The following is a 25,772-nucleotide window of genomic DNA, read 5'->3' as shown; positions in this document are numbered from 1 at the left end:
CGGACGACGTGAGCGGCGGCCGGCCTCCCGGCCGCCGCTCACGCGTCGTCGGACAGATCCAGTGTGGCCGGCACCGCGCGCTCGACCGCGTCCGCGAGGTCGGTCAGCGGTGCGGCGGGTTCGGCGAACTTCTTCGGCACCGACACCTCGACGTTGGCCCGCCGGTAGAGGGTGGTGAAGCGCGTTCCGCCGGAGTACGTCTCGAAGGCCCAGTACACGCCGTTCACGTTGACCGAGTTGTTCGGGACCTTGCCCGCCTCGGCGGGATCGATCACCCGCATCGACGCGGGCAGCCCCACCCCGCAGCGCAGCACGATCGCCGGATCGCCCCACGCGGCGGTCAGCGGCGACTTCCGCGACGTCTCGCGCGGCCCGGCGTCCATCACCTTGCTCGGCAACGCGTCGTGCAGGGCCCCGCACGCCTCGGTCGCCGCCCCCGGCGCCGGCGTCGGCGCGGTCACGTCGATTCGCCCCGATCCGTCGGTGCACCCCGTCGCGGACACCACGAGGACCGGAAACAGGCATGCGAGAACACGGTGAGGGCGCACGACTTCGATCCTAGGCGCGCCGGGGGTCGCACTCGTCGGCCGGGTCGCCCCGGCGCATCGCACGCGTTCGCCGGGTCAGCCCAGGTTGACCACCGGACACGTCAGGGTGCGGGTGATGCCGTCGATGCGCTGCACCTCGGCGACCACCATGCGACCCAACTGGTCCACGTCGGTGGCCTCGGCCCGCACGATCACGTCGTAGGGGCCCGTGACGTCGTCCGCCCGGGTCACCCCCGGCAGTGCGGCGACGGCTCTGGCCACCGACGCCGAACGGCCGACCTCGGTCTGGATCAGGATGTATGCCTGTACCACCACGGCCTCCCGGCGCGCAGGATGATGGGATCTTGACGGGACCCCCGCTGCTGCGACCATTGTCGGCCCGGCGGGGCTCGGCGACCACAGCGGGAGCCGACGCATCACAAGGTGACGGTTCCCGAACCGACACCCCGAACAGGCAATCCCGAACGGACACCCCGAACAAACATGGTCGACGAGGCGGATCAGGGCTGATGGGCATGGCAGGAGAGCGGCGATGAGCGGGACGCTGGGCGATCTCGGCGAGTTCGGCCTGATCGGGGCGCTGGTCGCGCGCGTGCCGACGGGGCCGCACGTGTCCCTGGGCCCGGGCGACGACGCCGCCGTGGTCACCGCCGCCGACGGTCGGGTGGTGGCCACCATGGACCTGCTCGTCGAGGGTCGGCACTTTCGGCGCGACTGGTCGACCGCGTACGACGTGGGCCGCAAGGCCGCCGCGCAGAACCTGGCGGACGTCGCGGCGATGGGCGCGGTGCCGACCGCGCTGCTGATCGGGCTGTGCGGGCCGCCGGACCTGCCCACCGGGTGGGCGCTGGAGTTGTACGACGGCCTGCGCGACGAGTGCGCGGTGGTCGGCGCGGGTGTGGCGGGCGGCGACGTCGTCGGCAGCGACACGGTCACGGTCGCGGTGACCGCGCTCGGCGACCTCCAGGGGCGCGCCCCGGTCGTGCGCTCGGGGGCCCGGCCGGGCGACGTGGTCGCGGTCGCGGGCTGGCTGGGCTGGTCGGCGGCGGGGCTGGCGATCCTGGGCCACGGGCATCGCGCGCCGCGCGCGTTCGTGGAGGCGCACCGCCGGCCCGAGCCGCCCTACGACGCCGGGCCCGGCGCGGCGGTCCTGGGCGCGACCTCGATGATCGACGTCAGCGACGGTCTGCTCGCCGATTTGGGACACGTCTCGCGCGCGTCCGGGGTGCGCATCGACGTGCTGTCCGACCGGCTGGACGTACCGGCGCAGATGCGCGACGTGGCGCGCGCGCTCGGCGCCGACCCGCTCAACTGGGTGCTCACGGGCGGTGAGGACCACGCGCTCGCGGCCACCTTCCCGGCGGGAACCGCGCTGCCGGCGCGCTGGCGGGTGATCGGACGGGTGCACACGGGCACGGGGGTCACCGTGGACGGGCGCGACCCCGACGTCGCCGGCGGGTGGGATCACTTCGACCGGGGCTGAGGGTCGTCGATCGAGTCCTTCGGGGGCGGGAAAGTGGGCCCGAGACGGGCGCGGATAGGCTGCACGGCATGGTGCAGACTCCTCCGCGCGTGCTGACGGTGGCCGGCTCCGACTCCGGCGGCGGCGCCGGGATCCAGGCCGATCTGAAGACGATGCTGGCCCACGGCGTGCACGGGATGAGCGTGATCGCCGCGGTGACCGCGCAGAACTCGCTCGGCGTCCAGGGCTACTGGGAGCTTCCCGCCGAGGCGGTGCGGGCCCAGTTCCGCAGCGTGGTGGACGACATCGGCGTGCAGGCGATCAAGACCGGGATGCTCGCGTCGCCGAACCTGGTGGCGGTGGTCGCCGAACTGCTGGGCGAGGTACGGGTGCCGGTGGTGGTCGACCCGGTGGCCTCGTCCAAGCACGGCGACACGCTGCTCGCCAACGACGCGCTGGAGACCCTGCGCACCCGCCTGCTGCCGGTGTCCACGCTGGTCACCCCCAACCTGTACGAGGTCGAACTGCTGACCGGCCACAAGGTGCGCGAGCGCGCCGACATGCGCGGCGCGGCCGAGGCGATGCTCGGCTTCGGCCCGGACTGGGTCCTGGTCAAGGGCGGCCACCTGGAGGGCGAGGCCGCGGACCTGCTCTTCGACGGCACCGACGAGCGGTGGTTCACCAGCCCGCGCTACGACAACCGGCACACCCACGGCACCGGCTGCACGCTGGCGAGCGCGATCGCCTCGCGGCTCGCGCTCGGCGACACCGTGCCGGACGCGGTGGCGGCGGCGAAGGAGTACGTCACCGGCGCGATCCGGGCCGGGTTCCCGCTCGGCGAGGGCATCGGCCCGGTGGACCACGCGTGGCGGTGGCGCGACGGGTTCTGAGCGGGGGACGGGCCCGGGGGAGACGGTCGATTCCCGGGCCTGTGCCGGCGCACCCGCCCCGGACATGCCGAAGGGCCGGTCCACCCAGGGGTGAACCGGCCCTTCGAGAAGTCGAACGGTCGCGCGACTAGCGGGAAACCTTGCCCGCCTTGATGCACGAGGTGCAGACGTTGAGGCGCTTCGGCGTGGCACCGACCTTCGCACGCACCGTCTGGATGTTGGGGTTCCAGCGACGGGGCGTCCGGCGGTGAGAGTGCGAAATGCTGTTGCCGAAGCCCGGCCCCTTGCCGCAGACGTCGCAGTTGGCAGCCACGGGAACACTCCAAAGACGAATGGGAATTGCGTACGAACACGTGCCGGCGAATGCCGGACAACCGCAGAAGAGTAACCGACGGACCGGGCGATGCGCGAACCCGGGATGATCCGGGCATGGGCAATCGGTCGATCTCGCCATGCTTCCCGCCAAGCCTAACCCATCCGGGTCGGCCGCTTCACCGCTCCCCGTCTCGATAACCTGCCGGCGAACGGGACGCGCACAATCGGATTCGTACAGGAGGTGGGCGTGCAGGGCCTGCTGGGAGAGCTGGACGGTCCGGCGGTACGCCGCTGGGGTCGCGTCGCGCTGGAGTTGCTGGGTCGGGCGCGCGAGGAGATCGACGCGCTCAACGTGTATCCCGTGCCCGACGGCGACACCGGCACGAACCTGTTCCTGACCCTGGAATCGGGAACCGCCGAGGTCGACGCGCTGTTCGGCGCCGACCTGCCCGAACCCGATCTGCCGAGCGCCTTCCGGGCGCTCGCGCACGGCGCGCTGTTGGGCGCGCGCGGCAACTCCGGGGTGATCCTCAGCCAACTCCTGCGCGGCATGGCCGAGCGATTCGAGGCAGAGCAGGTCGCGGCGCGCGAGAGCGGCCGGGAGGTGCCCGCCGGGCTCGCCCTCGCGCACGCGCTGCGCACCGCCGCCGACGCCGCGTACGCCGCGGTGGCCCGGCCGGTCGAGGGGACCATGCTCACCGTGGCCCGGGCCGCGGCCGACGCGGCGGCCGCGGCGGGGGAGGAGATCCGACCGGTGGTGCGGGCCGCCGCGACCGCCGCCCGCGGCGCGCTGGCGCGTACCCCCGAGCAGTTGGACGTGCTGCGCCGGGCCGGCGTGGTGGACGCCGGCGGGCGCGGGCTGACCGTGCTGCTCGACGCGCTGCTCGCGGTGGTCACCGGCGAGCGTTCGGCGTACCGGATCTCCCCGCACCAGGTGCAGACGCCCGTCCCGGTCCCGTACGCCGACCCCCTCGGGTCCGAGGAGGACGCCGGCGGCGGGCCCGGGTTCGAGGTGATCTATCTGCTCGACGCGCCCGACGACGCGCTGCCGGCGCTGCGCGAGCGGCTGGGCGCGCTCGGCGACTCGCTCGTGGTGGTCGGCGGCGAGGGCTTGTGGAACGTGCACGTGCACGTGGACGACGCGGGCGCCGCCGTCGAGGCGGGCATCGCCGCGGGCCGCCCGCACCGGATCCGGATCACCCACCTGGAGCGGGTGCTCGTCGGCACAGCGGCCCCCGAACCCGCGCCGACGCGCGGGATCGTCGCGGTCGCCCACGGCGACGGCCTGGCCACGCTGTTCGCGGAGAACGGCGCGCACGTCGTGCAGGCCGGGCCGGGCCGGGGGCCGTCCACGAGCGTGCTGGTGGACGCGATCCGGCGGACCGAGGCGCGCGAGGTGGTGCTGCTGCCCAACGACGCCGACTGCCACGCGGTGGCCGGGGTGGCCGCCCAGCAGGCCCAGGCGGCGGGCGTGCGGGTCCAGGTGATCCCGACCAAGGCGGCCGTCCAGGGCCTGGCCGCGCTCGCCGTGCACGAGCCGGGTCGGCGCTTCGACCAGGACATCGTGGGGATGACCTCGGCCGCCGGCGCGACCCGCTACGGCGCGCTCACCGTCGCCGTCCGCGAGTCGTGGACGATGGCCGGCGTGTGCCAGGCGGGCGACGTGCTCGGCGTGATCGAGGGCGACATCGCGGTGATCGGCCGGGACCAGCGCGAGACCGGCACGGTGGTGGTGGACCGGATGCTCGCCGGCGGCGGCGAACTGGTCACCCTGGTCACCGGCAGCGCCTGCCCGCCGGGCCTGGCCGCCGCGATCGAGCGCCACCTGCGGGCCACCCGGCTCGGCGTGGACGTGATGGTCTACGAGGGCGGCCAGGAGGTGTATCCGCTGCTGATCGGGGTCGAATAGCCGCCGACCCGGCGGTTGGACCACGTCGATGACACCACCGCCCAGTACCGTTGGGCGGCATGTCGCGCCTTGACGAACCGCTGAAGAAACTCGTCGGCGACCGCACGGCGACGGTGCTGGCCAAATCCCTCAAGCTGGACACCGTCGGAGATCTGCTGCGCCACTACCCCCGGCGCTACGCGGAGCGCGGGCGCCTGACCGACCTCTCGCGCCTGGAGCCCGAGGAGCACGTCACCGTGATGGCGGAGATCGCCAAGGTGACCAAGCGCCCGTTCCGCAATCGGCGCGGCAACCTGCTCGAGGTCGAGGTCACCGACGGGCGCGGCAAACTCACCCTGGTCTTCTTCAACCAGGCCTGGCGCGAAGAGGAACTGCGGCCCGGCCGGCGCGGATTGTTCGCGGGCAAGGTGGGCCGGTTCAACAACGCCGTCCAGCTCAGCCGGCCCGACTACCAGTTGATCGGCGAGGACGACGAGGACGGCGTGGCGAACGTGTTCGCCGGCGCGCTGATCCCGGTCTACCCGGCGGCGGCGAACATGCCGTCCTGGAAGGTCGCCCAGTGTGTCGGGATGGCGCTGGACACGCTCGGTGAGATCGGCGACCCGCTGCCCGCCGAGATGCGCACCCGGCGCGGTATGCCGGGACTGGCCGAGGCCCTGGTCCAGGTGCACCGCCCCACCTCCTGGGAGGACGTCGCCGCGGCCAAGGACCGGCTCAAGTGGGACGAGGCGTTCGTCCTGCAGATCGCCCTGGCCCGCCGCCGCCGCGACGCCCGCGCCCAGTCCGCGGTGGCCCGCCCCCGCCGTCCCGACGGCATCCTCGACGCCTTCGACGCCCGCCTGCCGTTCGAACTCACCGACGGCCAGAAGGAGGTCTGCGCCGAGATCGAGACCGACCTGGCCGGCGAGCACCCCATGCACCGCCTCCTCCAGGGCGAGGTGGGGGCCGGCAAGACGCTCGTCGCGCTGCGGGGGATGCTCACCGTGGTGGACGCCGGGGGGCAGACGGCGTTGTTGGCGCCCACCGAGGTGTTGGCCCAGCAGCACTACCGGTCGATCGTGGAGATGCTCGGGCCGCTGGCCGAGGGGGCCGGGATGCTGGGCGGATCCGAGGTCGGGACCAAGGTGACCCTGCTCACCGGGTCGATGGGGGTGGCCGCGCGCCGGGCCGCGCTGCTCGATCTGGTCACCGGCGAGGCCGGCATCGCGATCGGCACGCACGCGTTGATCGAGGACAGGGTCGAGTTCCACGACCTGGGTCTGGTGGTGGTCGACGAACAGCACCGGTTCGGCGTCGAGCAGCGCGACGCGCTGCGCGGCAAGGGCAAGCGGCCGCCGCACCTGCTGGTGATGACCGCGACGCCGATCCCGCGCACCGTGGCGATGACCGTCTTCGGCGACCTGGAGACCTCGATCCTGGCCCAACTCCCCTCCGGGCGCTCGCCGATCGCCACCCACGTGGTCCCGGCGAAGGAGAAGCCGCACTTCCTCGACCGCGCCTGGGAGCGGGTGCGCGAGGAGGTGGGCAAGGGCCATCAGGCGTACGTGGTCTGCCCGCGGATCGGCGACGAGGACGACGATCCGAAGGCGAAGAAGAAGGCCGGGACGAAGGCCGCGAAGAAGGGCGCCCGCAAGCGGGACGAGGACCTGCCCGCCGAGGCGTACCCGGACGACCCCGACGACATCGGCGCCGACGCCGACGGCGGGGCCGAGGAGCGTCGGCCGCCGCTGGCCGTGCTCGACATCGCCGCCGCGCTCGGTGATGGCCCGCTGGCCGGTCTGCGGGTCGCGGTGCTGCACGGCCGGATGGCGCCCGAGGACAAGGACGACGTGATGCGCCGGTTCACCGCCGGCGAGGTGGACGTGCTGGTCGCGACCACGGTGATCGAGGTCGGCGTCAACGTGCCCAACGCGACCGCGATGGTGATCATGGACGCCGACCGGTTCGGCGTCTCCCAACTGCACCAGTTGCGCGGCCGGGTCGGCCGGGGCAGCGCCCCCGGACTCACCCTCCTGGTCAGCGAGATGCCCGGCGGCACCTCGGCGCGCGCACGCCTGGACGCGGTGGCGGCGACCCTGGACGGCTTCGAGCTGTCCCGGATCGACCTCGAACAACGCCGCGAGGGCGACGTGCTCGGCGACGCGCAGTCCGGCTCCCGCTCCTCGCTGCGCATGCTGGAGGTGGTCCGGGACGAGGACCTGATCGTGGCCGCCCGCGAGGAGGCGAGCTCGATCGTGACGACCGACCCCGACCTGACCGAGCACCCCGACCTGCGCAGCGCGCTGGCCAGCATCCTGGACGACGAGCGCGCGGAGTACCTCGACAAGGGCTGACCGCCCTCGCTCCGCTTCGACGCGCCCCCCGCGATCACCCGTTCGGAGCACGCGCGACGCCCGGCCGGTTGGTTACCAATGGGCCATGGACGCACGTACGGGGGACGAGGGCTTCGACGCGCTCTTCTGCGGGTTGCTCCCTCGGTTGTACCGGCGGGCCGTGTTGCTCGCCGGCGAAGGCAGCGCCGAGGACGCGGTGCACGAGACCTACCTGAAACTGGCCCGCAGACCCGACCGGCTCCTGGGCCACCCGGAGCCGTACGCGTACGCGTTCCGTGCGATGGTCAGCGTCACCCGCGACATATGGCGGGTGCGCAGTCGACAGGTCCTGCTGGCCGAGCCGCCCGAACCGGAGCACGCGCACGCGGGCTCCGCCGACCCGATCGCCCGGCGCGAGGCCGAGTGGGAGGCGGTGCGCATGCTCGGCTCGCTGCCCGCCAAGCAGGCCGCGGCGGTGCTGCTGGTCGACCTGGACGGCTACACGATCGATCAGGCCGCCGAGATCCTGGGCGTGCACCGCGGAACGGTGTCCCGCTCGCGCGAGCGCGCCCTGACCCGCTTGCGCGCCGGCCTGGGCGGCCCCACCGGCCGGTTCCGCCGCCGGGACCGGCACGAAGGAGTGACCCGGTGAATCCGTCGCCCCCCGACCTCGACGACCCCGACGAGGCGGTTCGCGAACTACGCCTGCGGCTGCGCGACGCGGACGCCGACTGCGCCGAACCGCCCGGCCTCGCCGCGCGGGCGATGCGCCGGCCGGCACCGCGCCCGAGGTGGCGCGGAGCGTTCGCGACCGCGCTCGCGGCCGTCGTGGTGGTCGCCGTGGTCGGCCTGAGCGCGTTCCTGGCCGGGCGGCACAACCCCGCCGAGCGGCCGACGCCCAAGCCGCCGGCCGCGCGCGCGGCCAGCGTGCAGGGCGAGGTGTACAACTCGGAGCAGCCGTGCCGGGCGCTGCGCACGATCGAGTGCTCGCTCGGTGTCTTCCGCAAGCCGGCCCTGTCGTCGCGGACGGCCGACCTGGCCGACCGGGTCTGGCACGGCGACCGGGTGCTCCTGGTCTGCCTGCTCGCCGACGGCCCGCGGGTGACCGACGAGACCGGTGTCGCCTCCCGGCACTGGTATCGGGTGGTGGTCCTGGGCACCGGCGCCGAGGGCTGGCTGCCCGGTGTGCGCACCCGCAACGAGACCGAGGTCCCGGACTGCACCTGAGCCGGCGCCGACCCGGCGCATGAGCCCGGGCCCTTCCGGCACGGGCCCGACGGCCGGACGCGGCCGGGGGAGGGAAGACTCCCGCCCCCCGGCCACGCCGGGTCGAGCCGGTCAGCAGTGGTACATGCCCGGCATCGGGTCCTGCGGGGTGAGCACACGCTGCGCGGGCAGGAAGCCGTGCCCGCCGTCGTCACCGTCGGTGTAGTACCAGATGTTGTTGCCGCCCGAGTGCGGGTCGCCCTCGGTCCAGCAGCTGAAGTAGCTGTACGTGGTGGTCAGCCGGCTGACCACGGGGGCCCAAAAGAACGGCTCCGAGCGCAGGTCGCTCGCGCCGTTGCCGCAGTGCAGGGTGCCGTTGCTGTCCACGTAGCAGTTCGCCGCGGCGCTTCGCGGGGCAGCCGAGGCGGCGACCGCCGGGGCCGCGCCGGACGCGGCCAGCGCGACGCCCGCCACGGCCATGGCGAGAAGGGTGCGGAGCTTCATCGGGATCTCCCGGTGCGTGGGGTGGATGTCGCCGAGCCGGTCGATCGCACGGATCGACGCGGCGGATCGACACGGTCGTCGCACGACGGTGGCGCCCCCGCCGTGCACCCTCCATACGATCGGGAACCCCCGCGTGTATGACACGTCACGCACCGTATTCGGGCCCGGATGCCGTCGGCAGCGAGCAGTCGATAGCGTGGACGCCATGCCGGACACGTACGCCGAACCCGCCCCCGTCGCCGCCCACGCGGCCGTCCCCCGTTCGCGAGCGCGCGGATGACCCGGGTGATCGCCGGCGCGGCGCGCGGTCGCCGGCTCGGCACCCCGCCCGGGGAGAACACCCGGCCGACCTCGGACCGGGCCCGCGAGGGGCTGTTCTCCACCCTCCAGTCGCTGCGCGGCACCCTGCACGGCGCGCGGGTGCTCGACCTGTTCGCCGGCTCCGGCGCGGTCGGTCTGGAGGCGCTGTCCCGCGGCGCCGCGCACGCCCTCCTGGTCGAGTCCGACGCCGGGGCGGCCGGCGTGGTCCGGGAGAACATCCGCCTGGTCGGCCTGCCCGGCGCGGAACTGCGGCCGGCCCGGGTGGAGAAGACGGTCGGCGTGCGCTGCCCCGCCGAGCCGTACGACGTGGTCTTCCTCGATCCGCCGTACGCGGTCACCGACGGTGAGGTCGGCGCGCTGCTCGACACGCTCGCCGAACACGGCTGGTTGGCGGCCGACGCGCTGATCGCGGTCGAACGGGCCACGCGCGGTGGGCCATTCGCGTGGCCCGCCGATTTCGACGAGATCAGATCCCGTCGCTACGGCGAGGGAACGCTCTGGTACGGTCGCGCCGCGCAAGCCTGATCAGGCGGCCGGATCACGGGTCCGGACCCGCCGGCACCCGATTTCGAGGGGAACCTCCGTTGCGTCGAGTCGTCTGCCCCGGTTCGTTCGACCCGGTCACCAACGGTCATCTGGACATCATCGGCCGGGCCTCCAGCCTCTACGACGAGGTCTACGTGGCGATCGGCTTCAATCGCGCCAAGCGCTCCGGTCTGTTCACCATCGAGGAGCGCATCGACATGCTCCACGAGGTGGTCGAGCAGTACGGGAACGTCAGGGTCGAGGCGTTCGAGGGGTTGCTGGTCAACTTCTGCAAGGAGCGCGAGATCCCGGCCATCATCAAGGGGCTGCGCGCGGTCACCGACTTCGACTACGAGTTGCAGATGGCCCAGATGAACTACGGTCTTACCGAAGTGGAGACCTTGTTCGTCGCGACGAACCCCCTCTACAGCTTTCTGTCGTCGAGTCTCATCAAAGAGGTCGCGACGTACGGAGGCGACGTGTCCGGCCTGGTGCCGGAGACGGTGCTACGTCGGCTCACCGAGCGGCTCGCGCAGGGCTGACGGGGCACGTGCCTCGTCACCGGGCCGACCGCCCGGGGCGAGTCGGTCCGTCACGCGATGCCGGCGAACACGACGGCTACCGTCGGTTTGAGGAGAGAGAGCAAGCCCGTGGACGTGCAGCCCAAGCTCGATGAACTGATCGCCCTGGTGGAGAACGCCCGCTCGATGCCGATGTCGGCGTCCTGCGTGGTCAATCGCGCGGACGTGGTGGCCCGGCTCGAAGAACTCAAGAACCTGCTGCCCGAGGAGTTCCAGCACGCCCGCCGGGTGCTCGGCGACCGCGAGTCGGTGATCGAGGAGGGGCGTCGCGAGGCCGAGCGGGTGCTGGCCAAGGCGCGCGAGGAGCGCGGTTCGCTGGTCGCCGACACCGAGGTGGCGCGCGAGGCGTACGGCGAGGCGGAGCGGATCCTGACCGAGGCCCGCCACGAGGCCCAGCGCATCCGCGAGGAGGCCGACGACTACGTCGACCAGAAGCTGGCCAACTTCGAGGTGGTGCTCACCAAGACGCTCGGCGCGATCGGCCGCGGCCGGGACAAGATGCGCGGCCGGCGCCCCTCCGACGAGCTGGGCGAGTACATGCAGGCGCAGGAGTTGGCCGACGCGCAGGCCAAGGCCCGCCCCGGCAGCCTCCAGGCCCAGCTCGACGGCCACGAGGAGACGTTCGCCGCTCCGCAGCAGCAACAGCAGCAGCCCGGCCGGCCGGAGTACCCGAGCGCGCCGCCCGCCGCGCCGACCGTGCCCGCGCAGGCCGGCCCCTACGGCCAGGACACCTACGCGCAGCCCGGCTACGGACAGCCCGCCTACGCGCAGGGCGCCGGCGTCGACAACGGCTACGCCGGCGGCTACGAGGGCCAGTACGACATGGGCCAGTACGATCAGCACGGGCAGCCGCAGTATCCGGGCCCGCACGACCAGGCACAGCACCACGCCGGGCCGAACACCGGACAGCAGCCCGCCTACGACCCGCAGGGCGGCTACGGCCAGTCGCTGGACGAGACCAGCTTCTTCGACACGAGCCTGATCGACGTGCGCCAGTTCCAGCAGGACGGCGGCCGGCAGTAGCCGCTCGCCCGACCCGCTCCGGCGCTTCGCGCGTCCCGCTCGAATGGCCCCGTTTGGGGCCTGGCGCGCGGGCTGCGATACTCTTACGGACCGACCCTGCCCGAGGCGTGTTTTTCGCGTGCCCCGAGGGTCGGCACCCTGACCATACGAGCCTCCCGGCGACGGGAGGTGGCACTGCATGAGGTGGAACACCCTGGACCGCTTGGATCACCGCAAACCGCTCGTCGTCGACACACGCGAGCTGGGGCGCCGGCCTGGATCCATGCTGAAGGTGTCCCGCACCGTGCCGGCCCCGGTGGACATGGGTGTGGCGGATGTGATCGGCGCTCCCGAAGGTGTCCCGATCCGGCTGGGTGTCCGGCTGGAAGCGGTCATGGAGGGTGTGCTGGTCACCGGCGTCGCACAGGTGCCGCTGACCGGTGAGTGCGTCCGGTGCCTGGAACCGCTCGAGCGCGAGCTCACGGTGCGTTTCCAGGAGCTGTACGTCTACCCGGACACGGACGCCGACGAGGACGCCCTCCGGCTTCAGGACGACCTGTTCGACCTGGAGCCGGTACTGCGGGACGCGACGGTGCTCGCACTGCCGCTCTCGCCGCTGTGCCGGGAGGATTGCCCGGGCCTGTGCTCCGAATGCGGAGCGCTGCTCGCGGAGGACCCCGACCACAGTCACGAGCTCGCCGACCCCCGGTGGGCGAAGCTGACCAGCATCTTCGACGGACCTTCCGCCGAAGCCGACGTTGACGGCGCCTCCGGCGCCGACGAGAACCAGGAGAAGTAGCCGTGGCTGTTCCGAAGCGGAAGATGTCGCGCAGCAACACCCGGCACCGCCGGAGCCAGTGGAAGGCCACTGCCGCCAACCTGGTGACCTGCGAGCGCTGCCGTGAGCCCAAGCTGTCGCACATCGCGTGCCCGAGCTGCGGCACCTACAACCGCCGCCAGGTCCTCGACGTCTGATCAGGCCGGTGGTAGTTCCGGTGACGGAATCACTCGCGCAATACGCGGATCTGGAAGGGCGGCTGGGCTGGTCGCTCGACGCCGCCCTTCTGGAACGCGCCCTCACCCATCGTTCGTACGCGTACGAACACGGCGGGCTGCCGACCAACGAGCGCCTGGAGTTCCTGGGCGACTCGGTGCTCGGCCTCGTCGTCACCGACACGCTCTACCGCAGGCACCCCGACCTGCCCGAGGGCCAGCTCGCGAAGCTGCGGGCCGCGGTCGTCAACTCGCGCGCCCTCGCGGGCGTCAGTCGGCGACTGGACCTGGGCGCCTTCATCCGGCTCGGCCGCGGTGAAGTGGGGACCGGCGGGCGGGACAAGTCCTCGATCCTGGCCGACACGCTCGAGGCGATCCTCGGCGCGGTGTACCTGGACCAGGGCCTGGACGCGGCGACCGAGCTGATCCACCGGTTGTTCGATCCGCTGATCGAGCAGTCGGCGAACCTCGGCGCGGGCCTGGACTGGAAGACCAGCCTCCAGGAGCAGACCGCCGCGGCGGGCATCGGAGTCCCCGAATACGTGGTCTCCGAGACCGGCCCCGACCACGAGAAGACCTTCACGGCCCTGGCCCGGGTCGCGGGTGTCGATTACGGCACCGGCGTCGGACGGAGCAAGAAGGAGGCGGAGCAGCAGGCCGCCGAAAGCGCTTGGCACTCGATCCGCGCCAAGTACGGAGACGGTTCCGGCACCGCGCCGGCCACCGCCTAGTCTCCGAGCCAATGCCTGCCGATAGGTAAGTTCGAACCGGTCGACGACCTCCGTGGTCGCCCGGCACGACCTCACCTACCGGCAGGCATTTTCGCATTCCCGAACCCGGCCCCGCCGGGTCCGGCTTCCTCAGTCGCGCCGTCTCCAGGGGGAGTGCCCACGTGCCCGAACTGCCCGAGGTCGAGGTCGTCCGTCGCGGACTGGAGACGTGGGTGGTGGGCCGCACCATCGCGCGTGTCGAGGTCACCCACGAGCGGGCGATCCGCCGCCATCTCGCGGGTTCGGCGGACTTCGCCGACGCGCTCGTCGGCACCCGCGTGCACGCCGCGCGCCGCCGCGGCAAGTATCTGTGGTTGCCGCTGGTGGCGCCCGGCGCCGACGAACCCGAGGACGCGCTGCTCGCGCACCTGGGGATGAGCGGGCAACTCCTCGTGCAACCGGCCGAGGCCCCCCGGGAGAAACACCTGCACGTGCGCTTCGGCTTCACCGACGGCGGCCGCGAGTTGCGCTTCGTCGACCAGCGTACGTTCGGCGGGCTCGCGGTCGAGCGCGGCGGCGCCGAACTGCCGCCCTCGATGGCGCACATCGCGCGCGACCCGCTCGATCCGCTGTTCGACGACACGCTCTTCCACGCCGCGCTGCGTCGGCGCAACACCGAGGTCAAGCGCGCGCTCCTGGACCAGTCGCTGGTCAGCGGCATCGGCAACATCTACGCCGACGAGGCGCTGTGGCGCAGCCGACTGCACGGCGCGCGGCCGACCGGACGGTTGACCCTCGCGCAGACCACACTGCTGCTCGCCTCGGCCCGCGACGTGATGAACGACGCGCTCGCGGCGGGCGGCACCTCGTTCGACAGCCTGTACGTCAACGTGAACGGGGAGAGCGGCTACTTCTCCCGCGGCCTGGACGCCTACGGCCGCGAGGGCGAGCCGTGCAACCGGTGCGCGACGCCCATCCGGCGCATCTCGTTCATGAATCGCAGCAGTTACTTCTGTCCGTCCTGTCAGCGCACGCCACGCAGGGCGACGGTCGGGGCGTAGGCACGGTAGTCAGGGAGCGTGTCATGGGATTCAACGGGGACATCGTCGTCGTGCGTGGGGCACGACCGTTGTCCGAGTTCGCGCCGTACGTGGACGCCGCGGCGCACCCGGCCCGAACGATGTGGGAGTCGCCGGACGGCTGGACCGCGACGCATGTGCGGCACGACGACGACCCCTTCGCGTTCGAGCGGCCGTGGGTCGCCGCGCTGGCGGCCAAGGCCGACTCGCCGGTGCTGGTGTGCTGGGTGTTCGAGACGCACGTGGCGCACGTCCAGGGGGTGAGCGAGGCCGGGGAGTGGGAGGCCTGGCTCAACCCCGGCGAGGCGGCGGCGCATCTGGCGATGAGTCGGCTCGAACTGGAGGCGGCGCGCACCGGCGACGACGTCTTCGACCGCGACGGCGACCTGCTCCGGCCGGCGCGTTACGCCGAACTGCGCGACGAGGTGGCCGAGGTGCTCACTCGGGCCCGGCCGAAGGTGGCCGCGGCGGCGGTGCGCTGGGCCCGGGCGGCGGGCCGGCCCACCACCCGGCCCGCGATCGAGGGGGTGCTCGCGCGCAACCAGGGCGAGTCGGGGCTGCGCGTGTTCGGCCTGCTGGCGGATCGACTCGGGGTCGGCCCCTGCTGACCCGGGCCCGCGGTGTCGGGGCGGGTGGAGCGGGTCAGCGGCCGAATTCCTGGGTCCACCACGGGCCGCCGGTGCCCTCGTGGATGCCGACGCCGAGTTTGGTGAGCGAGCAGTCGAGGATGTTGCGGCGGTGGCCCGGGCTGTTCATCCAGGCGCGCATCACCGCGTCGGCGGTCTTTTGGCCGCGCGCGATGTTCTCCGCGCCCAGGTAGGTCACGCCGGCCTTCTCGGCCCGGTCCCACGGGGTCTGCCCGTCGGGTGTGTTGTGGTCGAAGTAGTCGCGGGCGGCCATGTCGGCGCTGTGCGCGCGGGCCAGCGCGACCAGCTTCGCGTCGTTTTTGACGGGGCCGCAGCCCGCGCTCGCCCGCTCGTCGTTGACCAGCGCGAGCACCCGCTCCTCGGGGTCGCTCGGCAGTTTCGGCGCGCTCGTGGACGGCGTCGCCGCGGGCTTGCTCGGCGGCGGGGTGCTCGGGCTCGGCGTGCCGGTACCGGTGCCGGCGGTGCTCGGGGTGCTCGGCGGCGCGGTCGTGGCGGGCGTGGTGCCGGCGCCGGGATCCGGCAGGGCGGTGCGGCCGGTGGTCGCCGCGCCCGGCAGCAGGCTGCGGGACGCCTCGTCGCCGGTGCGGTCGGCCGCGGCGGCGCCGGCCGGCCCCGAGCCGTCGAAGGGCCGGCCGGCCCGGTCGCCGTCGGGACCGCTCGCATGCCGGGCGGATGACTCGCCGGCGTGCTCCGAGACGACCATGCCGGCCACCGTGCCGCCCACGGCGAGTACGGCCAACAGGGCGAGCAGGGGGGCGAGTCGTCGCCGTCGCGACTTCGCGCGTCGTCGATGCGGGCGTTCCGACGTCGGAGTGCGACTGTGCCGGGCCATGGAGGGTCGCGTCACCTTCCGGCAGGGGGATGTCGATTCACCCGAACGGGTGTGGTGCCGGTGTGACTCTAGGGCACGGCTGTCCGGAGTTGGCGGACAACCGGAATCTTCTTGACGCCGACGTCGAAAGATGATCTCGTACACCCAGCACGACGACCGTCGCCCCGGTCCGCGAAAACCGCGTTGAACGGGTGAAGGTCCCGTTATCGTGCCGTTATGATATTGACCTCCTGCGCTTTTGGTGCGACGCTGGAAGCCCGCGCACCCTATCAGGAGCCTTGCGGCCGGGTGCCACATTTAGACCCGCGAATCTGCGTGGTCATTCATTTTCAGCGTGGAGGACCCTCTCATGGCGAAGGCGCTTCTCGGTTACGTCGGTGGCCCCGATCCCCGACTGCTCGCCGAGAATCGACGGCTCCAGCAGCGTGTTCGTGACCTGGAAACGGAACTTGTCCGTGCCCAGGAGCGTAACGACGCGCTCAACGCCGCCGCTTCGGACGAGCTGCTTGCCGGCTTCGACGTCTCCGCGGCGGAACCCGCGCTGTCGCGAGCATAGGGCTGACGCGAGCGTAGGTCCGTAAGCGATAACCAGGGACGCCTTCAGGCGTCCCTTTGTCGTTTCCGGGTCTGTCGTTTCCCAGTCGTTTCCGACCCCGTTCCCTGTTCCTTCGGTCCCCGCGCGACCCGTGTGCGGCGCGCCCGCCGATCCGCGCGCCCGGTGTTTTCGCCAACCGCCCCGGTGTTTTCCCCGCCGATCCCCCTTGCCCGCCCACCCGCTCGCTTCCAGCGTTTGATACCCCCATCCGGGGCACTCGACACGCCGTCCCGTCGACGGAGCGCGGCAATCGTGTGGGCACCGCCGACTACCCTTTCGTCGCGTGCACCTCAAGAGTCTGACCCTGCGTGGCTTCAAGTCCTTCGCGTCGGCGACGACGCTGCGCTTCGAGCCCGGCATCACGTGCGTGGTCGGGCCCAACGGCTCCGGCAAGTCGAACGTGGTCGACGCGCTGTCGTGGGTGATGGGGGAGCAGGGCGCCAAGACGCTGCGCGGCGGCAAGATGGAGGACGTCATCTTCGCCGGCACCGCCGGCCGGCCGCCGCTCGGGCGGGCCGAGGTGAGCCTGACCATCGACAACACCGACGGCGCGCTGCCCATCGACTACGCCGAAGTCACCATCACCCGGCGGATGTTCCGCAACGGCGGCTCCGAGTACGAGATCAACGGCAGCACCTGTCGGCTGCTCGACATCCAGGAGCTGCTCTCCGACTCCGGGATCGGTCGGGAGATGCACGTGATCGTCGGCCAGGGTCGGCTCGACTCCGTGTTGCAGGCCGACCCCACCGGGCGACGCGCGTTCATCGAGGAGGCCGCGGGCGTTCTCAAGCATCGCAAGCGCAAGGAGAAGGCGCTGCGCAAGCTGGACGCGATGCAGGCCAACCTGAACCGGGTCCAGGACCTGACGGGCGAGCTGCGCAGGCAGCTCAAGCCGCTCGGCCGGCAGGCCCAGGTGGCGCGGCGGGCGGCGGCGATCCAGGCCGACCTGCGGGACGCGCGGCTGCGGCTGCTCGCCGACGACCTGGTGGGACTGCGGCGCGCGCTGGCCGAGGAGGTCGCCGACGAGACGGTGCTGCGCGAGCGGCGCACGGTGGTCGAGCGCGAGTTGGGCGTGGTCCAGGCCCGGGAGGCCGAATTGGACGCCGAGGTGCGGGCGATGGCGCCGCGCCTGGCTCGGGCCCAGGAGACCTGGTACACGCTGTCCGCGCTGGCCGAACGGGTGCGCGGGACGGCGGGCCTGGCGGGCCAGCGGCTGCGGCACGCGAGCGCGGCGCCGGCCGACGAGCGGCGGGGGCGCGACCCGGAGGACATGGAGCGCGAGGCCGCGCGCATCCGCGAGCAGGAGGCGGAGTTGGCCGCCGCGCTGGAGTCGGCGCAGGTCGAACTCGCCGAGACGGTGGAGCGGCGCGGCGCGTTGGAGCGGGCCCTGGTCGCCGAGGAGGGCCGGCTCAAGGTGGTGGCCCGGGCGCTCGCGGACCGCCGGGAGGGACTGGCCCGGCTGGTCGGACAGGTCGGCGCCGCGCGCAGCCGGGTGGCCGCCGCGGAGGCCGAGATCGGTCGGCTGGCCGGCGCCCGGGACGAGGCGCGGGAGCGGGCGGTCGCGGCGCGCGAGGAGTACGAGGAGCTGCGGCTCGGGGTCGAGGGTTCGCCCGAGGACGGTGACGGCGGGTCCGGGCTCGCGGCGATCGAGGCCCGGTTGGCGGCCGCCGAGGAGGCGCTGGTCGCCGCGGAGGAGGCGTTGGCCGAGGCGCGTGACGCGGAGCAGGCGGTGGAGCGGGAGCGGTCGGCGGTGACCGCGCGCAAGGAGGCGTTGGAGCCGGCGCTGCGACGCCGGGACGGCAGCGGTGCGCTGCTCGCGGCCGGTGACCGCCTGTCCGGCGTGCTCGGCACGGTGGCCGCGCTGATCACCGTGGAGCACGGCGCCGAGCAGGCGGTGGCGGCGGCCCTGGGGGCGGCCTCGGAGGCGATCGCGGTGGACGGCGTGGAGCCGGCCGTGGACGCGTTGCGGCTGCTGCGCAAGGACGACGCGGGGCGGGCGGCGCTGGTGCTCGCCGGGGCCGCTGTGGAGGGGTCGGCGGTCGCCGGGCCGGAGGGGTGGCCCGCGCTGCCGGCGGGCGCGGTGTACGCGACGCGGCTGGTGGTCGTACCCGAGGCGTTGCGCGGGGCGCTGGCCGCGCTGCTCGATCGGGTCGCGGTGGTCGACGACCTCGGCGCAGCGGCGGACCTGGTCCGGGCGGTGCCCGGGGTGCGGGCGGTGACCCGGGACGGGGATCTGGTCGGCGAGGGCTTCGCGTACGGCGGGTCGGCGGGTGCGCCGAGCCTGCTGGAGGTACAGGCCGCAGTGGACGAGGCGGTCGCGCGGCTGGACGTGTTGACCCGCGGGTGCGCCGCGGCGAAGGACGCGCTGGCCGACGCGGTGGCGGGCCGGCGGGAGGCCGCGGCGGCGGTCGAGCGGGCCCGGGCGGAGCGGCGCGAGGCGGAGCGCCGGGCGGCCGCGGCCGCGCAGCAGTTGGGTCGGCTCGGCGGCCAGGCCCGGGCGGCGGCGGGTGAGGCCGAGCGGTTGGCGGGCGCGGTGGCCACGGCCGAGGCGGCGCGGGAGCAGGAGGAGGCGAAGGCCGAGGAGTTGGCGGCCCGCCTGGAGAGTGCCGAGGAGTACAACGCGGCCGAGGGCGACGAGGAGCCGGACACCGCCGAGCGCGATCGGCTCGCGGGCGCGGCGAGCGGCGCGCGGCAGGCCGAGATGGAGGCCCGGTTGGCGGTACGCACCCACGAGGAGCGGGTGCGCTCGCTCGCGGGTCGGGCCGACGCGCTGGACCGGGGCGCGCGGGCGGAGCGGGAGGCGCGCGCGGCGGCCGCGCGGCGCCGCGAGCGGTTGGCGGTGGAGGCGCGGATCGCGCGGGCGGTGCTCGTGGGGGCGGAGGCGCTGCTGCGGCACGTGGAGGCGTCGCTGGCGCGGGCCGGCGGTGAGCGTGAGGCGGCGGAGGCGGCCCGGGCCGCGTGCGAGGCGGAGCTGGCCCGCGAGCGCGGGCGGTCCCGGGAGTTCGCCGCCGAGTTGGAGAAGTTGACCGACTCGGTGCACCGGGACGAGATGCTGCGGGCGGAGAAGCGGCTGCGGGTCGAGCAGTTGGAGGCCCGGTCGTTGGAGGAGCACGGGATCGAGGCCGAGGGGCTGGTCGCCGAGTACGGCCCGGACCGACTCGTGCCCGCGTCGTTGCCGGCCGAGGGCGAGTCGCGCGACCCGGACGCGCCCGAGGCGCAGCCGCGTCCGTACGTCCGGGCCGAGCAGGAGAAGCGGCTGCGCGCGGCGGAGAAGGCGCATGTACAGCTCGGCAAGGTGAATCCGCTGGCGTTGGAGGAGTTCGCCGCGCTGGAGGAGCGGCACAACTTCCTGACCGAGCAGTTGGAGGATCTGAAGAAGACCCGCCGCGATCTGATGACCGTGGTCAAGGAGGTGGACGAGCGGGTCGAGCAGGTCTTCACCGCGGCCTTCCACGACACCGCGCGGGAGTTCGTGGGGGTGTTCGCCCGGCTGTTCCCCGGCGGCGAGGGGCGGTTGGTGCTCACCGATCCGGAGGACATGCTGACCACGGGCATCGAGGTCGAGGCCCGGCCGCCGGGCAAGAAGGTCAAGCGGTTGTCGCTGCTGTCCGGCGGCGAACGTTCGCTGACCGCGGTGGCCCTGCTCGTGGCGATCTTCAAGGCCCGGCCCAGTCCGTTCTATGTGATGGACGAGGTCGAGGCGGCGCTGGACGACATGAATCTCCAGCGGCTGATCGGGATCTTCGCGGAGCTGCGGGAGAGTTCGCAGCTGATCGTGATCACCCACCAAAAGCGCACGATGGAGGTCGCCGACGCGCTCTACGGCGTCTCGATGCGTGGTGACGGCGTGACGACGGTGATCAGCCAGCGGTTGCGGCAGGAGGATCGGCGGGAGGCGACGGAGCACGCCGAGCCGATGAGCGGGGCGGCGCGCTGAGACATGCCCGAGCGCCGCGCCCCGGGCGGGGGCGCGGCGCTCGGTACGGGTGTTACGCCGGGACGTTGCGCGGCATGACCTTGTCGTTGAACAACTGCAGGCTGGCCCAGCCCGCGTCGATCGGCAGGCCGCCGACCAGCGGGTGCAGGATCAGCGCGTCGGTGAGGCCGCCGACCTGCCCGATCTCGACACACTCGTCGGGGGTGAGGCAGCAGTAGATGCCCTCCTCGCGCAGCGCCGCCACGGTGGTGGCCGACGACTCGACGACGGAGGCTATGTCGGGAGTCTGCCAGCCGGCGTAGGTGGTGGCCTCGTGCAGGAAGTATTCGCCGTACTCGGCCCACGCCTTGTCCGGGTCCTCGGTGCAGAAGATCATCCGGGTCTTCACCGGCGGCAGGATCGCGAAGCCGCCCTCGAAGCCCTCCTCCGCGGCGAGTTCGTAGTAGTACCGCTCCAGCTCCGGGATCGGCGCCGCCGCGTAGAACGGCAGGCGCAGCCGGACCGCGCGGCGCACGGAGGCCTTCGCGGTGCCGCCGACCATGACCATCGGGTGCGGGTCGGTGAACGGCTTCGGGGTGACCCGTACGGTGGTGCCGCGGTATTCGAACGGCTCGCCGGTCCAGGCCTTGAGCAGGGTCTCCAGGACCTCGTCCTGGATCTTCCCGCGCCGCTTCCACTCCTTGCCGAGCGCCGCGTACTCCTCGGGCCGGTAGCCGATGCCCGCGACCAGGGAGAGCCGGCCGCCGCTGATGTTGTCCAGGACGGCGATGTCCTCGGCGAGCCGGATCGGGTCGTAGAGCGGGGCGAGCAGCGCGCAGACGATCACGCCGATGCGCTCGGTGGCGCCGAATATCGCTCCCGCGGTGCTCAGCGGTGACGGGCTCCAGGCGTTGTCCGCGCCGTGGTGCTCCTCCAGGCTGATCATGTCGAACCCGTTCTTGTCCGCGAAGGCCGCCATCTCGACGGTGGCCCGGTAGCGGGCGGACATCTCCTGCCGGTCGAGACCGGGGAGGACCTGGTTGAACCGCAGATTCGTGACAGCCATGGACCGTGAACACCTTCCGGGTCGAGCCGAGCCGTCTCGGACACGTGTCGTCGGCCGGACGGTGCTTGGCATCGGCAAGCTATCTGACGCAGTGTCAGGATTCAACGGTCTTCGGGTGATCGCACCGTGTGCGGGGCGAGGACCCGCCGGAGGCGGCCGGTCGCGGTTCGCCGCCGGGTGGTCTGGGAGACTGGAGGTCCTATGGAGACTGTGATCCTGATCGTCGTCATTGCCCTTGTCGTCCTCGGCGCCGCCGGCTGGTTCGTGGTCGGCTCGCGCCGCAAGGGCCTCCCGCCGGCGCCGCCGCGCACGCCGGCCGAGCCGGGTGTCGGTGACGAGGCCGCGCCGAGTGTCGAGGCGCCGCGGCGCAGCGTCGACACGGTCGACCTGCCGGAGACCACGGTGGTGGTGCCGGCCGAGCCGGAACCGGCGCCGCTGGAGATTCCCGACCCCACGGCGGGTCGGCTGGTCCGGCTGCGGGCCCGGCTGGCCCGTTCGCAGACCTCGTTGGGCAAGGGGCTGTTGGCCCTGCTCGCGCGCGAGCACCTGGACGAGGACACCTGGGAGGAGATCGAGGACACCCTGCTGACCGCCGACGTCGGCGTCGCGTCCACGCAGGAGCTGGTGGATCGGCTCCGCACGCGGGTGAAGGTGCTCGGTACGCGGACGCCGGCCGATCTGCGGGCGCTGCTGCACGAGGAGCTGCTCACGCTGGTCGGGCCGGACCTGGACCGTACGCTGAAGACCGCCCGGCACACCGGGGGAGAGGCGGGCGACCGGCCGGCCGTGGTGCTGGTGGTGGGCGTCAACGGGACCGGCAAGACCACCACGACGGGCAAGCTGGCTCGGGTGCTGGTGGCCGACGGGCGCAGCGTGGTGCTGGGCGCGGCCGATACGTTCCGGGCCGCGGCGGCCGACCAGTTGCAGACGTGGGGCGAGCGGGTGGGCGCCCGTACCGTGCGGGGGCCGGAGGCCGGGGACCCGGCCAGCGTCGCGTTCGACGCGGTCAAGGAGGGCATCGCCGAGGGTGTGGACACGGTGCTCGTGGACACCGCCGGGCGGCTGCACACCAAGACCGGGCTGATGGACGAGCTGGGCAAGGTCAAGCGGGTGGTGGAGAAGCACGGGCCGGTGGACGAGGTGCTGCTCGTGCTGGATGCCACGACCGGGCAGAACGGGCTGGTCCAGGCTCGGGTGTTCGCGGAGGTGGTGGACATCACCGGCATCGTGCTCACGAAGCTGGACGGGACCGCCAAGGGGGGCATCGTGGTTTCGGTGCAGCGGGAGTTGGGCGTGCCGGTGAAGTTGATCGGGCTCGGGGAGGGGCCGGACGATCTGGCGCCGTTCGAGCCGTCGGCGTTCGTGGACGCGCTGATCGGCGAGTAGAACGCACGGGACTGCTCGAGCTGCGTCCGGCGGTCGTCCGCAGCTCGGGTTGTCCTCAAACGCCGGACGGGCTGAATTTGGTTGCGTTCGGTAACCGATCTGCGGCCCGTAGCGCCTGCGGCGAGCGTCCTCAAACGCCGGACGGGCTGAAATCCGCCGGCCCGGCGCTTACTGGGGTTTCTGTGGGCGGTCGCGTGGGTGCCGGTGCGGGGTTGGTCCGGGTCGTGAGGTGGGTCGCTACCGGCGTTCGGGGCTCGTGTGGCTGGTTTCCCGGCGCCGACCAACAACCACGCCCCGCCGAGAAATCAGCCACACGAGACGAGCCCCGCACGCCGGCGACGGCGGCTCACCCCACGACCCGGACCAACCCCGCACCGGCACCCACGCTGCCGAAAAGCGCAAACCTCGGTAGGGACACTCAGCCCGTCCGGCGTTCGAGGACGGGCTCGTCAGGAGGCCAGCCATAGGCCTCGGCCTGTGGGGGACTCCTGGCGGTGGCACGTGTAGGCCAGGGTGCCCAGGAGGAGGCGGGCCTCGGGGAGTGTGGAGGTGCCGGAGGCCGGGGGGCGGATCCATTCGACCGGGCCCAGCATGCCCATGGGGGACGGTGGGGCGAAGACGTAGTCGCCCGTGCCGTGGCAGCGTAGGTCCAGGTCGGCGTCGTCCCAGCCCATTTGGTAGAGCAGGTGCGGGAGTTCGGCGGCGGCTCCGGGGGCGACCAGGAAGGCCAGCCGGCCGGTCGGGGTGGCCAGGACCGGGCCCAGCGGGGTGCCCATGCGTTCCAGGCGCACCAGCGCCCGCGCGCCCGCCCCGCGCGGCACGCTGATCGCGTCGAAGACCCGACCCGTGGGGACCACCACCGTGCTGTCCGGCCACTGCGACCACAGGTAGCGCACCGCCGCCGGCGACGCGGTCGCCCGTTCGGACCAGCGCGGGTCGGCCGGGTGCATGCCCGGCGCGGCACATGTACGGCGGCCGCACGAACAGTGGATGCCGCGTCCGTCGCGGACCAGATGCGCGCCCTGGGCCACCGGCCAGCCGCGTTCCTCCGCGAACTCGGCCACCGCCTGCCACAGTGCGGCCCGCGTGCGCCGGCGCGTTCCGAGCATGATGTCCATGTCCTCCCCAACGGCACTCATTACTTTTGGTTACGCTGTGATCGCATCAGGTCACCTCGACGAGCCTGGTGTCCGCGCGATATGAACGGCGGCACGGGCAGCCGTCGGTGACACCGCGTCGCCGATCAGTCAAACGCGGCCTCCCCCGTAGCGCGTCCCGGGCGCGCGGGGTGGCGAAGCGTGGCGTTTGCGGTATCGATCGACACCTGCGCGCGAGTCGGAATACGTTCGGCGAACGGGCCTGCGCGTACGGTTTCCCATCGGGGCCCGACGCCTGACCGGCCGGACCGCTGAGGGCATGGGGGCGATGCGGTGGCGACGACGCGAGCGCGGGACGGCGGGTGCGCCGACGAACCCGAGCCGGACGGCGGGCGGCAGCCCAACGATCGGCTCTCGGCCTGGTTCGCGCGCAGCGGCTGGTCGAAGGGCGAACTGGCGCGCCAGGTGAACCGCCACGCGAGGGCGATGTCCGCCCCGCACGTCAGCACCGACACCTCGCGGGTGCGCCGCTGGCTGGACGGTGAGCAGCCGCGCGAGCCGATACCGCAGATCCTGGCGGAGCTGTTCACCCGGCGGTTCGGGCGGGTGGTCAGCATCGACGAACTCGGGCTGCGCGAGCCGGACGAGCCGCACGGCGACTTCGGCGTGGACCTGCCGTGGACCTTCGAGACGGTGGTGGACATCCTCGGCGAGTACACGCGCGGTGATCTGCTGCTCGGCCGCCAGGAGTTCGTCGGCCCCGCGCTGCGGCTGGCCGCGGGCCGGGACCTGGTCGAGCCGCTGCAGCGCTGGTCGGCGCCGCTGCCGGTATCGCCCCCCGCGGTGGCCCCGAGTCGCCCGGGGGGCGTCCCGGGAGCGCGGCCGAGGCGCTTCGCGCGGCTGCCGGCGGGTGCGACCGGGCATCTGGACGAGACGGTCCGGCTGTTTCGGCGGTGGGACATGCAGGGCGGCGGCGGACTGCGGCGCAAGGCGGTGATCGGGCAGCTCAACGGGCTCACCGACCTGCTGCGCGACGAGCATCCGCCCGCCGTGCGCGCCCGGCTGCTCGGGCTGACCGCCGAACTCGCGCTGCTGGCCGGGTGGATGTCCTACGACACCGGTCTCCAGCCGGGCGCGCAGAAGTACATGGTGCTCGCGCTGCACGCCGCGAAGGAGTGCGACGACGCGCCGTTCGGGGCCAATGTGCTCGGGGTGATGTCGCGGCAGATGATCCACTACGAACTGTCCGAGGACGCGCTGGAGTTGATCCATCTGGCGCAGTACGGCAGTCGGGACACGGGCAGTACCGCGCTCCAGGCGATGTTGTCCACGCTGGAGGGCCGGGCGTATGCCGCGCTCGGCGACGCGGACCGATGTCGGCGCGCGCTGGGGCTGGCTGAACAGGCGCTGGCCGACACCCGGGCGGAGTTCGAGCCGGACTGGATCCGCTACTTCGACCGGGCCGAAATGCTCGCCGAGAGCGGTCACGCGTTCCGCGATCTCGCCTACACCAGGCCGGAGTTCGTGGCCCCGGCGAAGGAGCGGCTGGGCGAGGCGGTGCGGCTGCTCCTGGACACCGGTGAGTACGTGCGCAGCCTGGCGCTCGCCCGGGTGGGGCTGGCCACCGTGTTCCTGATCGAGCGGAACCCGCGGGCCGCGGTGGAACAGGCCGCGGCGGCCCTGGAGATCGCCTTCCGGGTGCGCTCGGAACGGCTGATCGTGCGGTTGCGGCGCACCGTCGAGGCACTGGTGGGCGCCTTCCCGGCGGACGCGGCGGTGCGCGCGCTGGCCGCCCGGGTGGCGCGCGAGCTGCCCGAGGCGCCGTTTCCCACCGCGTGACGCGCGTCGGCCCCTCCCGGGGAACGGAAGGGGCCGG

The 25,772-nt window shown here is 73.0% G+C and carries 25 protein-coding genes; 18 read left to right on the top strand and 7 right to left on the bottom strand.

Annotated features, from left to right (window positions below; genetic code table 11):
• Window positions 1-38: 38 nt before the first annotated feature.
• On the bottom strand, window positions 39-506 hold the full coding sequence (locus B4N89_RS08415) for a DUF3515 domain-containing protein (RefSeq protein ID WP_414646408.1): 468 nt from the start codon (window positions 504-506) through the stop codon (window positions 39-41).
• A 117-nt stretch (window positions 507-623) separates the two neighbouring features.
• A complete protein-coding gene (locus B4N89_RS08410; RefSeq protein WP_078979202.1) occupies window positions 624-860 on the bottom strand; it encodes an Lrp/AsnC ligand binding domain-containing protein in 237 nt (78 codons plus the stop codon).
• Between the two features lie 220 nt (window positions 861-1,080).
• Here B4N89_RS08410 and B4N89_RS08405 point away from each other — a divergent pair, with 220 nt between their 5' ends.
• Both B4N89_RS08405 and thiD read left to right on the top strand, forming a co-directional pair.
• Window positions 1,081-2,031, top strand: coding sequence for a thiamine-phosphate kinase (locus B4N89_RS08405; protein WP_078975275.1), 951 nt, complete (start codon window positions 1,081-1,083; stop codon window positions 2,029-2,031).
• A 68-nt stretch (window positions 2,032-2,099) separates the two neighbouring features.
• The gene (gene thiD, locus B4N89_RS08400; RefSeq protein ID WP_078975274.1) at window positions 2,100-2,900 is read left to right on the top strand and encodes a bifunctional hydroxymethylpyrimidine kinase/phosphomethylpyrimidine kinase; all 801 of its coding nucleotides are present in this window, start codon (window positions 2,100-2,102) and stop codon (window positions 2,898-2,900) included.
• Window positions 2,901-3,027: 127 nt separating this feature from the next.
• On the opposite strand, the gene rpmB is transcribed toward thiD, so the two are convergent.
• On the bottom strand, window positions 3,028-3,213 hold the full coding sequence (gene rpmB / locus B4N89_RS08395) for a 50S ribosomal protein L28 (RefSeq protein ID WP_078975273.1): 186 nt from the start codon (window positions 3,211-3,213) through the stop codon (window positions 3,028-3,030).
• Between the two features lie 243 nt (window positions 3,214-3,456).
• Here rpmB and B4N89_RS08390 point away from each other — a divergent pair, with 243 nt between their 5' ends.
• The 4 genes from B4N89_RS08390 (at window position 3,457) to B4N89_RS08375 (ending at window position 8,663) form a co-directional block, all read left to right on the top strand.
• Window positions 3,457-5,124: a DAK2 domain-containing protein gene (locus B4N89_RS08390; protein ID WP_078975272.1), complete on the top strand. Its 1,668-nt coding sequence runs from the start codon at window positions 3,457-3,459 to the stop codon at window positions 5,122-5,124.
• A 59-nt stretch (window positions 5,125-5,183) separates the two neighbouring features.
• The gene (gene recG, locus B4N89_RS08385; RefSeq protein ID WP_078975271.1) at window positions 5,184-7,457 is read left to right on the top strand and encodes an ATP-dependent DNA helicase RecG; all 2,274 of its coding nucleotides are present in this window, start codon (window positions 5,184-5,186) and stop codon (window positions 7,455-7,457) included.
• Between the two features lie 85 nt (window positions 7,458-7,542).
• Window positions 7,543-8,088 carry an RNA polymerase sigma factor gene (locus tag B4N89_RS08380; RefSeq protein ID WP_078975270.1) on the top strand — a complete coding sequence of 182 codons (546 nt, stop codon included), beginning with the start codon at window positions 7,543-7,545 and terminating at the stop codon, window positions 8,086-8,088.
• Window positions 8,085-8,663 carry a hypothetical protein gene (locus B4N89_RS08375; RefSeq protein WP_078975269.1) on the top strand — a complete coding sequence of 193 codons (579 nt, stop codon included), beginning with the start codon at window positions 8,085-8,087 and terminating at the stop codon, window positions 8,661-8,663. Before B4N89_RS08380 ends, B4N89_RS08375 begins: the two co-directional genes overlap by 4 nt.
• Before the next feature lie 111 nt (window positions 8,664-8,774).
• On the opposite strand, the gene B4N89_RS08370 is transcribed toward B4N89_RS08375, so the two are convergent.
• A complete protein-coding gene (locus B4N89_RS08370; protein ID WP_143657899.1) occupies window positions 8,775-9,146 on the bottom strand; it encodes a hypothetical protein in 372 nt (123 codons plus the stop codon).
• 276 nt (window positions 9,147-9,422) lie between these two features.
• Here B4N89_RS08370 and rsmD point away from each other — a divergent pair, with 276 nt between their 5' ends.
• From rsmD to B4N89_RS08330, 8 genes are all read left to right on the top strand, one after another.
• Window positions 9,423-9,992 (top strand): 16S rRNA (guanine(966)-N(2))-methyltransferase RsmD, encoded by a 570-nt coding sequence (gene rsmD / locus B4N89_RS08365; RefSeq protein ID WP_078975267.1) that lies wholly within the window; start codon window positions 9,423-9,425, stop codon window positions 9,990-9,992.
• Window positions 9,993-10,051: 59 nt separating this feature from the next.
• Complete coding sequence (gene coaD, locus B4N89_RS08360) at window positions 10,052-10,534, top strand: pantetheine-phosphate adenylyltransferase (RefSeq protein ID WP_078975266.1); 483 nt, start codon at window positions 10,052-10,054, stop codon at window positions 10,532-10,534.
• Window positions 10,535-10,642: 108 nt separating this feature from the next.
• A complete protein-coding gene (locus B4N89_RS08355; RefSeq protein WP_078975265.1) occupies window positions 10,643-11,596 on the top strand; it encodes a hypothetical protein in 954 nt (317 codons plus the stop codon).
• 178 nt (window positions 11,597-11,774) lie between these two features.
• Window positions 11,775-12,374, top strand: a complete 600-nt coding sequence (locus B4N89_RS08350) for a YceD family protein (RefSeq protein WP_078975264.1) — start codon at window positions 11,775-11,777, stop codon at window positions 12,372-12,374.
• A gap of 2 nt (window positions 12,375-12,376) precedes the next feature.
• A complete protein-coding gene (gene rpmF, locus B4N89_RS08345) occupies window positions 12,377-12,550 on the top strand; it encodes a 50S ribosomal protein L32 (RefSeq protein ID WP_026218805.1) in 174 nt (57 codons plus the stop codon).
• Window positions 12,551-12,570: 20 nt separating this feature from the next.
• A complete protein-coding gene (rnc, locus tag B4N89_RS08340; protein WP_235618524.1) occupies window positions 12,571-13,299 on the top strand; it encodes a ribonuclease III in 729 nt (242 codons plus the stop codon).
• A gap of 161 nt (window positions 13,300-13,460) precedes the next feature.
• Complete coding sequence (mutM, locus tag B4N89_RS08335) at window positions 13,461-14,339, top strand: bifunctional DNA-formamidopyrimidine glycosylase/DNA-(apurinic or apyrimidinic site) lyase (RefSeq protein WP_078975262.1); 879 nt, start codon at window positions 13,461-13,463, stop codon at window positions 14,337-14,339.
• A 23-nt stretch (window positions 14,340-14,362) separates the two neighbouring features.
• Entirely contained in the window at window positions 14,363-14,965 is a 603-nt protein-coding gene (locus tag B4N89_RS08330; protein ID WP_078975261.1) for a hypothetical protein, read from the top strand.
• 34 nt (window positions 14,966-14,999) lie between these two features.
• Here B4N89_RS08330 and B4N89_RS08325 read toward each other — a convergent pair whose 3' ends face one another.
• Window positions 15,000-15,836 (bottom strand): CAP domain-containing protein, encoded by an 837-nt coding sequence (locus B4N89_RS08325; protein WP_078975260.1) that lies wholly within the window; start codon window positions 15,834-15,836, stop codon window positions 15,000-15,002.
• A 349-nt stretch (window positions 15,837-16,185) separates the two neighbouring features.
• Here B4N89_RS08325 and B4N89_RS08320 point away from each other — a divergent pair, with 349 nt between their 5' ends.
• The gene (locus B4N89_RS08320; protein ID WP_078975259.1) at window positions 16,186-16,392 is read left to right on the top strand and encodes a hypothetical protein; all 207 of its coding nucleotides are present in this window, start codon (window positions 16,186-16,188) and stop codon (window positions 16,390-16,392) included.
• 322 nt (window positions 16,393-16,714) lie between these two features.
• Window positions 16,715-20,368, top strand: coding sequence for a chromosome segregation protein SMC (gene smc, locus B4N89_RS08315; RefSeq protein ID WP_078975258.1), 3,654 nt, complete (start codon window positions 16,715-16,717; stop codon window positions 20,366-20,368).
• A gap of 52 nt (window positions 20,369-20,420) precedes the next feature.
• Here smc and B4N89_RS08310 read toward each other — a convergent pair whose 3' ends face one another.
• The gene (locus B4N89_RS08310; protein WP_078975257.1) at window positions 20,421-21,413 is read right to left on the bottom strand and encodes an LLM class flavin-dependent oxidoreductase; all 993 of its coding nucleotides are present in this window, start codon (window positions 21,411-21,413) and stop codon (window positions 20,421-20,423) included.
• Window positions 21,414-21,614: 201 nt separating this feature from the next.
• Here B4N89_RS08310 and ftsY point away from each other — a divergent pair, with 201 nt between their 5' ends.
• Entirely contained in the window at window positions 21,615-22,799 is a 1,185-nt protein-coding gene (ftsY, locus tag B4N89_RS08305) for a signal recognition particle-docking protein FtsY (protein ID WP_078975256.1), read from the top strand.
• 449 nt (window positions 22,800-23,248) lie between these two features.
• Here ftsY and B4N89_RS08300 read toward each other — a convergent pair whose 3' ends face one another.
• On the bottom strand, window positions 23,249-23,938 hold the full coding sequence (locus tag B4N89_RS08300; protein ID WP_078975255.1) for a bifunctional DNA primase/polymerase: 690 nt from the start codon (window positions 23,936-23,938) through the stop codon (window positions 23,249-23,251).
• Between the two features lie 291 nt (window positions 23,939-24,229).
• Here B4N89_RS08300 and B4N89_RS08295 point away from each other — a divergent pair, with 291 nt between their 5' ends.
• The gene (locus B4N89_RS08295) at window positions 24,230-25,735 is read left to right on the top strand and encodes a hypothetical protein (protein ID WP_078975254.1); all 1,506 of its coding nucleotides are present in this window, start codon (window positions 24,230-24,232) and stop codon (window positions 25,733-25,735) included.
• Window positions 25,736-25,772: the final 37 nt, after the last annotated feature.

The sequence above is a fragment of the Embleya scabrispora genome (assembly GCF_002024165.1).
Taxonomy (GTDB): Bacteria; Actinomycetota; Actinomycetes; order Streptomycetales; family Streptomycetaceae; genus Embleya; species Embleya scabrispora_A.
The sequence above is the reverse complement of the archived record's forward strand: the minus strand, read 5'-3'. Positions and strand labels throughout refer to the sequence as shown.

Coding starts and splice junctions, on each gene's coding strand:
- B4N89_RS08405 (WP_078975275.1), top strand. CDS start 1,081: ATGAGCGGGACGCTGGGCGATCTCGGCGAGTTCGGCCTGATCGGGGCG.
- thiD (WP_078975274.1), top strand. CDS start 2,100: ATGGTGCAGACTCCTCCGCGCGTGCTGACGGTGGCCGGCTCCGACTCC.
- recG (WP_078975271.1), top strand. CDS start 5,184: ATGTCGCGCCTTGACGAACCGCTGAAGAAACTCGTCGGCGACCGCACG.
- B4N89_RS08380 (WP_078975270.1), top strand. CDS start 7,543: ATGGACGCACGTACGGGGGACGAGGGCTTCGACGCGCTCTTCTGCGGG.
- B4N89_RS08370 (WP_143657899.1), bottom strand. CDS start 9,146: ATGAAGCTCCGCACCCTTCTCGCCATGGCCGTGGCGGGCGTCGCGCTG.
- rsmD (WP_078975267.1), top strand. CDS start 9,423: ATGACCCGGGTGATCGCCGGCGCGGCGCGCGGTCGCCGGCTCGGCACC.
- B4N89_RS08350 (WP_078975264.1), top strand. CDS start 11,775: ATGAGGTGGAACACCCTGGACCGCTTGGATCACCGCAAACCGCTCGTC.
- B4N89_RS08330 (WP_078975261.1), top strand. CDS start 14,363: ATGGGATTCAACGGGGACATCGTCGTCGTGCGTGGGGCACGACCGTTG.
- B4N89_RS08325 (WP_078975260.1), bottom strand. CDS start 15,836: ATGGCCCGGCACAGTCGCACTCCGACGTCGGAACGCCCGCATCGACGA.
- B4N89_RS08320 (WP_078975259.1), top strand. CDS start 16,186: ATGGCGAAGGCGCTTCTCGGTTACGTCGGTGGCCCCGATCCCCGACTG.
- B4N89_RS08310 (WP_078975257.1), bottom strand. CDS start 21,413: ATGGCTGTCACGAATCTGCGGTTCAACCAGGTCCTCCCCGGTCTCGAC.
- ftsY (WP_078975256.1), top strand. CDS start 21,615: ATGGAGACTGTGATCCTGATCGTCGTCATTGCCCTTGTCGTCCTCGGC.
- B4N89_RS08300 (WP_078975255.1), bottom strand. CDS start 23,938: ATGAGTGCCGTTGGGGAGGACATGGACATCATGCTCGGAACGCGCCGG.